This is a genomic window from Cupriavidus pinatubonensis, assembly GCF_019602855.1.
Classification (GTDB): domain Bacteria; phylum Pseudomonadota; class Gammaproteobacteria; order Burkholderiales; family Burkholderiaceae; genus Cupriavidus; species Cupriavidus pinatubonensis.
Genome location: NZ_CP080766.1, coordinates 2444859 through 2457084 on the forward strand (window position 1 = coordinate 2444859; position 12226 = coordinate 2457084).

At 66.3% G+C, this 12226-nt stretch carries 8 protein-coding genes; all 8 read right to left on the reverse strand.

Translation table 11 applies throughout. The annotated features are described in order from the left end of the window. Positions 1 to 92 precede the first annotated feature (92 nt). The 8 genes from K2O51_RS11100 to K2O51_RS11135 all read right to left on the reverse strand — a co-directional run bounded on the left by K2O51_RS11100 (position 93) and on the right by K2O51_RS11135 (position 11953). On the reverse strand, positions 93 to 3551 hold the full coding sequence (locus K2O51_RS11100; RefSeq protein ID WP_220630229.1) for an ATP-binding protein: 3459 nt from the start codon (positions 3549 to 3551) through the stop codon (positions 93 to 95). A 295-nt stretch (positions 3552 to 3846) separates the two neighbouring features. Then, positions 3847 to 4716 carry an acid phosphatase gene (locus K2O51_RS11105; protein WP_011300654.1) on the reverse strand — a complete coding sequence of 290 codons (870 nt, stop codon included), beginning with the start codon at positions 4714 to 4716 and terminating at the stop codon, positions 3847 to 3849. 272 nt (positions 4717 to 4988) lie between these two features. Beyond that, positions 4989 to 6149 (reverse strand): YgeY family selenium metabolism-linked hydrolase, encoded by a 1161-nt coding sequence (locus K2O51_RS11110; protein WP_220630230.1) that lies wholly within the window; start codon positions 6147 to 6149, stop codon positions 4989 to 4991. 19 nt (positions 6150 to 6168) lie between these two features. Continuing rightward, complete coding sequence (locus K2O51_RS11115) at positions 6169 to 7443, reverse strand: MFS transporter (RefSeq protein WP_235679755.1); 1275 nt, start codon at positions 7441 to 7443, stop codon at positions 6169 to 6171. 181 nt (positions 7444 to 7624) lie between these two features. Beyond that, positions 7625 to 8569 (reverse strand): N-carbamoyl-D-amino-acid hydrolase, encoded by a 945-nt coding sequence (locus K2O51_RS11120; RefSeq protein ID WP_220630231.1) that lies wholly within the window; start codon positions 8567 to 8569, stop codon positions 7625 to 7627. 30 nt (positions 8570 to 8599) lie between these two features. Beyond that, the gene (locus K2O51_RS11125) at positions 8600 to 9847 is read right to left on the reverse strand and encodes a M20 family metallo-hydrolase (RefSeq protein WP_140948877.1); all 1248 of its coding nucleotides are present in this window, start codon (positions 9845 to 9847) and stop codon (positions 8600 to 8602) included. Continuing rightward, the gene (locus tag K2O51_RS11130) at positions 9844 to 11076 is read right to left on the reverse strand and encodes a diaminopropionate ammonia-lyase (protein ID WP_011300649.1); all 1233 of its coding nucleotides are present in this window, start codon (positions 11074 to 11076) and stop codon (positions 9844 to 9846) included. The genes K2O51_RS11125 and K2O51_RS11130 overlap by 4 nt, the downstream gene beginning before the upstream one ends. Positions 11077 to 11104: 28 nt before the next feature. Further along, positions 11105 to 11953, reverse strand: coding sequence for a MurR/RpiR family transcriptional regulator (locus K2O51_RS11135; protein ID WP_041680234.1), 849 nt, complete (start codon positions 11951 to 11953; stop codon positions 11105 to 11107). Positions 11954 to 12226 lie beyond the last annotated feature (273 nt).

The following is a 12226-nucleotide window of genomic DNA, read 5'->3' on the forward strand; positions in this document are numbered from 1 at the left end:
ATGGGTATCTGGCTGATGCGGGCAGTCCGAGTCCAAGTATCGGCGAGACGCCCCGGATTGCAAGAAGCGTTGGAACGCGGCAACTTGTCCAGCTAACCTGCCGCGGAATCCCTGCGCCGCTGCAGCAGTCCCAGCAGGGCATCGAGGTCGACGGGCTTGACCAGGTGGGCGTCGAAGCCCGCTTCGTCGGACCTGCGGCGGTCTTCTTCCTGCCCCCATCCGCTCACGGCAATCAGTACGATGTCCACGCCCCACGATTCGGCGCGGATCCGGCGCGCGGCTTCGTGGCCGGTGATGGTGGGCAGGCCGATATCCATGAGGATCACATCGGGACGGTATTGTTCGGCCGTTGCAATCGCCTCGAAGCCATCGTGGGCGGTTTGGACCCGATGGCCGCACGTGTCGAGCAGCGCCGCCAGCGACCAGGCCGAGTCCTGGTCATCGTCGACGACCAGTATCTGCAATGCCGCGGTGGCGGCCGCGTTCGCGGCGGGCGGATGGATCACCGTTGCGCCGCCGACGGCGCCGACCGGCATTGGCAGCCGCACCACGAACTCGCTGCCGCGCGACGGGCCGTCACTGAAGCCTTCGACCTGCCCGCCGTGCATGTCGACCAGGCGCTTGACGAGCGCGAGGCCGATGCCCAGTCCGCCGCGTGCCCGGTTCAGCGATGAGCGAACCTGCATGAAAAGGTCGAAGATCGACGGCAGGGCGGCGGCAGGGATGCCGACGCCATCGTCCTTCACGCGCAACAGCACTTCGTCGCCGCGCGGTTCGACGCTGAGCCACACGTGTCCGCCATGCTCCGTGTACTTGTACGCGTTGCTGAGCAGATTGCCGATTACCTGCGCAAGGCGCACCGGATCCGCATCGAGCCAGATGGATTCCGCGGGGACGTCGAGCGTCACCTCGCGCTCGAGTTCTTCGGCCAGCGGCCTGCACGTCTCGATCGCGTCGCGAATGGCGGCCTGCAGTTCCACGCGTTCGATGTGCAGTTGCAGCTTGCCCTGCGTAATGCGGTTGGTGTCGAGCAGATCGTCGACCAGGCGCACGAGATGCCGCAGTTGCCGCTCGATCCTCTTCTGCGCATCGCGCGCCAGTTCGGTGTCCGTGCGGGACTGCCCGAGGATATGCGCGGTATTGCTGATGGTCGCCAGCGGCCCGCGCAACTCGTGCGCGAGGATGTTCAGGAACTCATCCTTGCGCCGGTCTGCCTCGCGCAATGCCTTGCCGCGATGGCGCAGCGCCTCCAGCGCTTCGCGGCGGAAGCGCGCCATCTTCACGTGCGTGCCGACTCTAGCGAGCAGCTCGCGCGCACTGAACGGCTTGGTCAGGTAATCATCGGCACCGGCTTCGACGCCCTCCGCCAGGCTTTCTTCTCCAGCTCGCGCCGACAGCATGATGATGGGCAGGTCGGCGGTTTTGGGATCCGTGCGCAGGGCGTGCAAGAGGCCAAGGCCATCCAGGCCCGGCATCATCACGTCGGTGAGAAGCAGTTCGACACTGCGAGCGTGGATGCGCGCCAGGGCGTCCTGCCCGTCGTTGGCCAGTTCGACCTCGTAGTCCTTGGAGAGCAGGCGAGCCAGATATTGCCGCATGTCGGCGTTGTCGTCGGCCACCAGGATACGCGGGCGGCCCGCGCCGGGCGCGTGCGGCAGGGCCTCCGGGGCCCTGTCGGCAGCCGGCGCATGGGCCGGGGCTGTGGCAGGCGCACCGTGCGGCAACCAGCGCAGGGCTTCCTCGACGAACGGCCGCGGGTCGGTCGACGTCCCGATGGCGTCGTCATGGGCGCCGATGCGGTCGGCCGGCAGGTGCGCCTTGCCCATCGGAATCTCGACAATGAATGTGGTGCCGGCACCAGGGGTGCTGTCGGCGCGTATCGTGCCGCCGTGGAGTTTGATAAGCTCCAGCGTCAGCGCCAGCCCGATCCCGGCGCCTTCGTGCGTGCGGCCGTGGGTGCCTTGCACGCGATGGAACCGTTCGAAGATGCGTGGCAGTTCGTCCGCCGGGATGCCCGTGCCCGTATCGGCAACGCGCAGTTCCGCCTTGTCGCCAATGGTCCGCAGGCTGACCGCGATGCGGCCTGCCTGCGTGAACTTGAACGCGTTCGACAGCAGGTTCAGTACGATCTTTTCCCACATTGCGCGGTCGACGAAGGCCGGTTCGGGCAAGGTGTCGCAATCCACGGTCAGTGTCAGCCCGGCACGCTCGCATGCCGACCGGAACAGGCTGGCGAGTTCCTCCGTGAAGCGTGCGAGGTCAGTCGGTTCGTACGTGGCCTGCATGCGGCCTGCCTCGATGCGCGAGAAATCGAGCAATGAGTTGACCAGCCGCAGCAGCCGCAAACCGTTGCGGCCGACAACAGCAAGATCCTCCTTCGCCGCTGCGGAAAGCTCATCGCTCCTGCGCATCAGCAGGTCTTCGACCGGCCCGAGCATGAGCGTCAGCGGGGTGCGGAACTCATGGCTCACGTTGGAAAAGAACGTCGTCTTGGCCCGGTCGAGTTCGGCCAGCTTTTCGGCCCGCTGCTTTTCTTCCTCGTAGGCGCGCGCATTGTTGATGGCGGAAGCGATCTGGGCTTTCGCCAGTTCCAGGAAGTCCTGATAGTGCCGGTCCCATTTCAGTCGCGCACTGAGGCCCGCCACCATGAAACCCGCGGGCTCCCTGAGCCGGCTCGCGGGAATCGTGGTGACAAACGCGGAATCCGGCGGATCGTCCCACGGTCCCGCCGGCACGGCTGCGAAGCTGGTGCGCAGATCCGTGAAGACCACGGCACCGTCACGCATTGCCTCGCGAAGCGGCCAGCCTCCCGGTAGTGCGTTGCGCAGGTCAACAGTCAGCGGCGAAATATCCTTGCCTGGTTCGATTCCCGTCGCGCCCGCGAGCGTGGCGACGTGCGTGGCAGGATCGGTCAGGTACAGCAGCACGAAGGGCACGTCCTTGTCGTGCGCGGCGAAAACCTCGGCCGCGATCGCACAAGCGTCGTCGGCTGTCCTTGCGTCGGCCATGCGCGCGCCCAGATCGCGCAGCACGGTGAGCCGCCGTTCTCCAATGACCTTTTCGGTGATCTCGTGAACCGTCGCGAGCACGCCGCCGATGCCGCTGGCCACCGTGTCGTCGGGAACAGGGCTGTACGCGATCGTGAAGTGGCTCTCCTCGCGGAAGCCATGGCGATTGACTTCCAGGAAGATGTCGTCGTCCCAGGTCGCGGGGCCACCATGGAACGGACGGTCGATGAGCGGCTTGATGACGTGCCAGATCTCCGGCCAGCACTCGCTGGCGGCTATGCCCAGCGCGCGTTCCGGGTGCTTGGTACCGGGAATCGGACGATAGGCGTCGTTGTAGAACTGGACGTAGGAGGGGCCCCACCAAAGGATATGGGGAAAGCGGTTGGCCAGCATGATGCGAATCATGGACCGCAAGGTCGGCGACCATGACTCGATGGCGCCGAGCGGTGTCGCAGACCAGTCGAACGTGCGGATGCGCTCGGCCATTTCGCCTGACGCCCAGTCTGCACCCGAAGACGGGCCGCCGAGGTTCGTATCGATCATTCGTTCTCCGCGAATGGAAGCGGCCTGCGCGATGAGCGGCTGCAGCGGTCGCACGCTTGCGCTCGCTATCGGCGCAGGAGCGAGGTGTGCTGATTTTAGCGTACCTTGGCTGACTCGACCGTCAACGGAGTTCGGGCCACATCGGGCGTGGGACCCGTTCCGGATGACTGCGGCACCACATCCCTGTTTTCAGGGAAGAGAAGTGATGTGCACCTCGAGCCTTGCGCGCTCGGCAACGTGGCACATGGCGAGCGCAGCCGGCGTCGGCCGACGCCGGCGCGTATGTGCCAATGCCTTAGGGGTTTGTCGCCAGCGCGGCAGCTTCTGCGGCACAGTCCCGGTTCGGCGGCAGTCCTTGGGCGTGCACCTTGGCCAACTCATCGCGCGCGGCTGACAGGTCGGCCTCGAATACCGGGTCGGCATGCATACGCGCTACCGTGGCCGCCGCGATCATGCGGCCTTCGTTCACGTCGCTCTGCCAGTGCACGTTGCAGGCGATGCGGCTTTGCCCGAAGGCACGCCCGCGCATCAGGATGGCGTCGGCGCGATCGGGAGCGATTTCCGTCAGCACGAGGGCCCATGCCCATCCGGCGGCGCTATGTCCCGAAGGGTAGGAACCGTCCTTGGCCAGCTTGGCTTCATCAGCGGGCGTGCACGATGACGTGCTCGTCGCCACGAACGGGCGCGTGCGGTTGTAGCGGTCCTTCGCGCGGTAGGTCGCCAGGCCTGCGTCGACCAGCGTGCGCCGCAGCATCATGTACAAGCGCGGCGTCTGCGTCTCGCTGATGGGCGCGTTCACTGCGCAGGAAAAGGCGCCTGCTGCGGCCGGGAAGCTAAGATCCGCGTCGAGTTGCGCCTGCTTCCAGCGCGCCGAGCCGGACTTCGCCCACTGGGTCTGGGCCAGCTTTGCCGTGTCCTTGTCCAGCGCGAAGGCCGCCGACTCGGCCGCCGGCGGCTGCGGCACCAGCGCCAGGCTGTCGGGGCGGGCATCCGGCGCCAGGTAGCCTGCGGGAATGCCGGGGCGTAGTTCGGGCACCTTGGCCGACTGGCCGGGCAGATTGGCTGCGCAGGCGGAGAGCAGGCCGGCCGTGGCCGAAATCGTCAGAGCAAGCAAGGCAGGGCGTGATGAGCGCGGTGACTTCATGGGACGGGAACGGCCGGGCATTGGGATCTTCTCCTGTGTGGTGTGCCAAGAGGGCAGGCTACTGCTGGCGCGGATGTCCGGGAATCGGGTACCTCCCCAATGCACATTGAGATGGTTTTTCGTAGGATTGGGGAATCAGTTATCGCATCTCGGCAGATGCGGCTGTTTCGCCGGCGTAGTCGGTGGAAGCTTCTGGTCGGGGGCCAGGTTATCGCTCTTGGCGGGCGCTGCGGCCCAGCCGCTTTCACCAGGGCGGGGGATGACGCGGCGCTTCATGCAAGCGCCGCGCGCCATCACGCCATCTCCAACACCAGGTTGCGAAAGATCTCCCGCGCACCATCCAGCTGTTCAAGCGCGATTGATTCATCGATGGTGTGCGCATCCTCTTCACACCCCGGACCGAGTCCGATGGTCGGAATCCGGCGCCGCCCCGCAGACTCGGACCCGTTCGTGCAGAACGCCCAGGTGCCGACTTGCGGGGAGCGGCCGGCTTGCGTGACGGCTCGCGTGGCGGCCTGCACGAGCGGCGTGCTGTCCGGTTGCTGCCACGCGGGCAGCCAGCGCGTCGGCCGCGCCGATTCGCCGGTGAACGTCCGCACCTCGTCATCCGACACGGCCAGCGTGAAATCGTGCAGGCCCGCTGTGCGCAGGCAGGCGTCGATCTGCCCAAGCACGTCCTCGCGCGTCTCGCCATCGAGCGTGCGGCGATCGAAGCGGATCGTGGTCGAAGTCGGGATCATCGAGATCGAAGGATAGGGCGCCGAGACGATATCGGTCGGCACGAGCAGTGCGGCGCCGAGCACGCGGTCGGTCGGCAGATTCAGCCTTTCGAGCGCCGTCAATGCGCGCGCGGCAGCCTGAAGCGGATTCACGCCAAGGTGGGGCGTCGCCGCATGGGCGGGTTTGCCGTGGAACGTCAGCAGGATCTCAAGCCGGCCCTTCTGCCCGCGCTTGATCTGCAGCTTCGACGGCTCGCAGATCACCACGGCCGCCGGCTGGCAACGGTCGAGTACCGATGCCAGCGCGTGCCCCTCGATGATCTCCTCGAGCACACTGGCGGACACGGCGATGCGGCGGCGCAGCGGCCGTTCACGCGCGGCGGCCGCCACGCCGCAGATGGCCGCGGCGATGCCGCCTTTCATGTCGGTGGTGCCGCGCCCGTACAGCCGGCCGTCATGGATCGTGCCGCCGAACGGGTCGAAGCGCCACTGTCCTGTGACGGGGACGACGTCCATGTGGCCGTCGAAGAGCAGGGCCACCTCGGCGTCCTCCGGGCCGATCAGCCCGAGCACGCTGCCGTTGCCGTCTGTCGTGACCGATGTGAAGCCGGCTTCGGTCATGCGGCGCGCCAGAAGCGCGGCCACGTCGCCTTCGCGGCCGGAGAGGCTCGGAATGCGCACCATCTCGCGCGTCAGCGCAATGACGTCGCTGAGATTGTCTGTCTGGTTGTTCATCGTGGTACGTCCTGTGCAATCAGCGGTTGACCAGCGTTGCCGGCACGCGCAGCACCAGCAGCGCGCCGATCACGGTGAAGGAGGCGAGGAAGTACATGCCCCAGTCGGTGGAGCCGGTCAGGTCCTTGATCCAGCCGATCGCGTAGGGGCTGGCGAAGGCGGCCAGACCGGCGAACGAGTTGATCGCGGCGATGCCGGCAGCGGCGCTGCGGCCTTCGAGGAATGCGGTCGGCAGGCTCCAGAACAGCGGCGAGCAGACCATGCAGCCAGCGGCCGCGACGGACAGCATCGCCACCGCGAACGTGGGGTTGTGGCTGAACAGCGTGCTGAGCGTCAGGCCGGCGCCGCCGACCAGGAACGGGATGACCATGTGCCAGCGGCGCTCTCGAGTGCGGTCAGAGTGCCGGCATACCAGGATCATCGACACGACCGCACAGGCGTTCGGGATCGCCGTCAGCAGCCCCACGTCCAGCAACGACACCACGCCCGTCGAGCGGATCACCGACGGAATCCAGAAGGCCAGGCCCGACAGGCTCGATACCGTGCAGTAGCAGATCAGCGCCATGTGGATCACGCGGCGGTCACGGAACAGCGTCAGCAGCGATACGTGATCGACCTTGGTCGTCTTCTCCGCCGCAATGTTGTGTGCGAGCCGGTTCTTCTCGGCGGTGTCGAGCCAGCGCGCGTCGGTGATGCGGTCGTCGAGATACCAGAGCACGGCCAGGCCCAGCACGATCGACGGAATCGCTTCGATCAGGAACATCCACTGCCAGCCGGCGAAGCCATGGTGGTCGTGCAGGCTCTCCATGATCCAGCCCGACAGCGGGCCGCCGAGGATGCCGGCGAACGGCACGGCTGTCATGAAGACTGCGATGACCTGCCCGCGGCGGTGCGACGGGAACCAGTACGTCAGGTACAGGATGATGCCGGGATAGAAGCCGGCCTCGGCCGCGCCCAGCAGGAAGCGCAGGATGTAGAACTGAGTCGGCGTCTTGGTCAGCGCCATGCAGGCCGAGATGCAGGCCCAGAGGATCATGATGCGCGCGAGCGTCTTCTTCGCGCCGATGCGGTGCATCAGCACATTGCTCGGGACTTCGAACAGGAAGTAGCCGATGAAGAAGATGCCGGCGCCAAGGCCGTATATCGTGTCGCTGAACTTGAGCTGGTCCAGCATCTGGAGCTTGGCGAAGCCGACGTTGACGCGGTCCAGGAAGGCCGCGATGTAGCAGGCCATCAGGAATGGCAGCAGTCTCCATGCCACCTTGCGATAGAGCGCGTTGTCGTACGCCTGCATCGTGTCCGTCGTCGCAGTGTTCGTTGCGGGATTGCGCAGGGTCTGCGCGGAATGCATTGAATCGCTCACTATGTTCCTCCTTTGGATTTGGTGAGACAAAAACGCCCCCCTGCGGGCGCCCGGAGGCGCCTGCATCGTGTTCTTCTTTCTAGATTTGGAGAGGGGCGACTAGCGCGTGCGGCTATGCGGCCACGGGCTGCGGCGGCGTGGCGCCGCGCTGGCTCGTGATGCGGCCGTAGGCCTCGGGGCGGCGGTGCCGGTCGAAGTTGAAGGTCGTGCTCTTGTACGACTGGCACAGGTCCAGGTCGCAGCGGGCGATTGCCAGTTCATCGCCCTTGGTCGAGCAAGCCGCGACGATCTCGCCGGACGGCGCGATGATGCTGGTGCCGCCGATCATCTCGCAGCCTTCTTCCTTGCCGGCCTTCGCCACGCCGACCACCCATGTGCCGTTCTGGTACGCGCCGGCTTGCATGACCAGGTGGTTGTGGAACATCGACAGGTCGTCGTGCTCGGGGGCCGGCGGGTTGTGAACCGGTGTGTTGTAGCCGAGCAGGATCATTTCCGCGCCTTGCAGGCCCATCACGCGATAGGTCTCGGACCAGCGGCGGTCGTTGCACAGCGCCATGCCCATCACGCCGCCGAAGGCCTGCCAGACGCCGAAGTCGTCGCCGGGCTCGAAGTAGCGCTTTTCCAGGTGCTGGAAGGCGCGCCACGGTTCGTGCTGGTCATGGCCGGGCAGATGCACCTTGCGGTACTTGCCGACGATCTTGCCGTCGCGGCCGACCAGGATCGCGGTGTTGTAGCGGCGCTCGACGCCTTGCTCGACCGCGAGTTCCGCGTAGCCGAGATAGAAGCCGATGCCGAGCCGTGCTGCCGTGTTGAACAGGATGCGGGTTTCCGGGCCGGGCATTTCGCGCTCGTAGAACGCATTCAGTTCCTCGGGATCATCCATGTACCAGCGCGGAAAGAAGGTGGTCAGCGCCAGTTCGGGAAAGACCACCAGATGGCAGCCCATCTCATGGGCGTGGTGCAGGTGGGCCAGCAGGCGGGCGACGACATCGCGGCGCGAATCGCTGCGCTGGATGGGGCCGAGCTGCGCTGCGGCGACGTGGACAAAGCGGGACATGGTGGGTTGTCTCCTGTTATGCGGTGAATGTCAGGCGGCCAGTTCGAGCATCAGGTCGAGCAGCACGTCGGCGCCCGCCTGGATGTCGTGGTCGTGGGTCAGTTCGGCGACGTTGTGCGAGAGGCCAGCCACGCTCGGCACGAAGACCATGCCGGCGGGGCACATGCGGGCAAGGATCTGGGCGTCATGCCCGGCGCCGCTCGGCATGCGCCGCACGCTGTGGCCGTGGCGGCGCGCGATGGATTCGACGCTGGCGACCACGCCTTGGTCGAACGCCACCGGGGCAAAGTCGGCCAGCGTTCGGTGGGACACCTGCACGCCTTCGGCCTTTGCCACGTCCAGCGCGTAAGCGAGCGTGCGCTGTACGGCGTCGGCCAGTACGGTGCCATCGGTATTGCGCAAGTCCACCGTGAACACGGCGCGATTGGGTATCACGTTCACGAGATTCGGGAAGAACTTCACCTGGCCCACGGTCGCGAGCTGCGCGCCACCGAGTTCGCGCGTCAGGTCGCGCACGAAGCATGCGATGCGCGCGGCGACGATGCCCGCGTCGTGGCGCAGCCGCATTGGCGTCGTGCCCGCGTGGTTCGATGTGCCTTCGACGGTGAACTCGGTCCAGTGGATGCCCTGCACGCCGGTGACCGCGCCAATGGTGACGTCTTCGTGCTCCAGCACCGGGCCCTGTTCCACGTGCAGTTCGACAAATGCATGCACACGGTTTTGACCCACCGGCGCGGGTCCGGCATAGCCGATGCGGGCAAGGTTCTCGCCGACCGTGGTGCCGTCGATGCCGCGCGTGTCCAGCGCCTGTTGCAGCGGGAGATCGCCCTGGAAGACGAGGCTGCCCATCATGTCGGGTGCGAAGCGTGCGCCTTCTTCGTTGGTGAAGAAGGCCACCGCTAGCGGGCGGCGCGTGACGATGCCGGCATCGTCGAGCGCGGCCATCACCTCCAGGCCGGCAAGCACGCCGAGGTTGCCGTCATAGCGCCCGCCGGTACGCACGGTGTCGATGTGCGAGCCAGTCATGACGGGCGGCAGGTCTTCCTGCCCGGCGCGCACGCCGACCACGTTGCCGATGCCGTCAATGCTGACCGACAGGCCGATTTCGCGCATCCACGACACCACGAGATCGCGCCCCATGCGGTCTTCGTCGGTCAGCGCGAGCCGGCAGACACCACCGCCGTCGATGGCGCCGACTTCGGCGAGCGCGGCGATCCGGCGCAGCAGGCGCGGCAGGTCGATCCGTGCGGGTCGCTGGAGAGTGTGATCTGGCTTCACGCCGCTTTCCTCACGTCTTCAGGCAGGCGGCCGACGATGCGCTCGTAGAGGGCCACGTCGGTGGCGCCTTCGCTGCCGAACACCAGGATGCGGCTGTCGGCATTCAGGCCGAGCGCGTCGCGCACTGCAGGGGCGGCCAGCGCGCCGAGACTGCCAGCCAGTCCTGCCACAGCGGATTCGCCTGCGACGACGGGCGCATCACCATAGGGACTGTCGGCGAGCAGACGCACGCAGTCGAGTGCCGATTCGTCGTCGATGGTCAGGAACGCGTGGGCGCCGGGATGCAGGATCTCCCACGCGAGCAGCGAGACCTCGCCGCAGGCGAGGCCAGCCATCACCGTGTCGAGGTCGCCATGGACTGCCACCGGCTTGCCAGCACGTGCGCTCTCGTACAGGCAGGCCGCCTTGTCCGGCTCCACCACGATGAAGCGCGGACGCGCGTTGCCGAGCACTTCCCAGAAGTGCGCCGACACCGCTGCGGCAAGGCCGCCTACGCCGCCCTGAAGGAACACGTGGGTCGGAAGCTCGCCCTGAGGCATCTGCTGAAGCGCTTCATCGGCCATCACCGCGTAGCCTTGCATGACGTCCTTTGGCACTTCCATATAGCCTTCGTAGGAAGTGTCGGACACCACGAAGCGGCCGAGCCGTGCCGCGTCTTCCGCCGCCTGGCGCACGGAATCGTCGTAGTTTCCGGCGGTGCGGATCACCTGCGCGCCGTATTGTTCGATGGCCGTCTTGCGGCCCTCGCTGACCGTGGCGTGGATATAGATCACGCACTGGCAGCCAAAGCGCTGCGCGCCCCAGGCGACCGAGCGGCCGTGGTTGCCGTCGGTCGCGCACGTCACGGTGATGTCGCGCACCACGTCGGCGTAGCGGCCCGCGAGCATGTCATCGACCGATACGTTGCTGACGCCGAGCCGGCTTTCGATCTCGCGCAACAGCAGGCGGCTGACCGCGTAGGCGCCCCCGAGTGCCTTGAAGCTGCCCAGCCCGAAGCGGCCGCCTTCGTCCTTGTAGAGGATGCTGGCAACGCCGGCGGCGCGTGCCAGGCCGTCGAGCGCAACCAGCGGCGTCGGCGTATAGCCGGGCCAGCGGCGGATCTGCGTGGCTGCGCGGGCAAAGGCTTCGCCGCCGAGTACGGCTCGCTGGCGGGTGCCGTATGGCGCGCCGGGCGTGGCCGCCGGGTTCAGCGCGCACTGCAGCTTCAGGTTGGGGAGCGGGTGGTTCAAGACAGTCTCCTTGATCAGGTTTCGTTCACTAGCGATGAAGGTCGCCGTAGTGGTCGTGTAACGACTCGATTTCTTCGAGCCGCTCGCGCGCCGTGTCGCCAAGGACCAGCGCTAGGTTCGTACAAAGGTGGTTGATCAGGCTGACGGCGGCGACATAGGAGTCGAACACCGCCGCGCCGTGGTTGACGCAGCGAAGTACCACGTCGGAGCGCGCCGGCAGGTCCGTCGCGCTCGGATCGGTCAGGATCACGACCTTGGCGCCGACGCGGTTGGCATGGGCGACCATCGGCCACAGCAGCGTCACGCGGCGGCGGAAGTCCATGACCAGCAGCACGTCGCCGGCGCCGAGGTCGGCCAGGTCTTCGGCCAGGTTCAGGCCGGCGCCCGGCACCAATGTCACGCCCGGCCGCAGTTGCGTCAGCAGCGCCCACGCGTATTGCGCGAGCACGCGGCCGTTGCGGAAGCCCGCGATGAACACGCGCTTCGTGTCGGCAAACAGAGCAACAGCACGTTCCACGTCGGCCGGGTTCAGCCTGTCGAAGGTCTGCGCCAGGTTCTGCAAATCGTTGGCGAGGTGGCGCGCCAGCGGCGTCTGGTTCTCGGTGGGTGCCTGGACGCCAGCCAGTTCATACAGCGGCGAGCCGCGGTCTGCTTCGTCGCGCACCAGCGCCCGGACCTCATTGAAGTTCTCATAGCCGAGCCGGCGGAAGAAGCGGCCGGCCGTCGCTTTGGAAACGCCAGCTTTCTGCGCGAGCTCGGTCGCCGAGTAAGCGGCCAGGTTGCCGATGCACTCCAGGGTGACGGCAGCCAGGCGGCGCTCGCTTTCGGTGAGCTGGTCGTTCAGGGCGAGGATCTTGTCTTGCAACGATGCGGTCATGATTGGATCCGAATGAAGCTTCGGTTTCAGAAATATAGGTGAATGAAACTTTGGTGTCAAACATTGAGGCGAATGAAACCAAAGTTTCATCATATGCGCTTTTGTCCACGCGACGCAGGAGCGCGGCTTTTGGAGACACTTCCTCGGCCGTATCGAGCATCCGGGTTGCGCTCTCAATCTCCTTCGATTACATTAACCAAAACGTTTTGGCTAATAAAAAACGTGCGGATTGACGCCAACAGCGCACAGACGCAGGGCCCCTCCGCGAGGTCA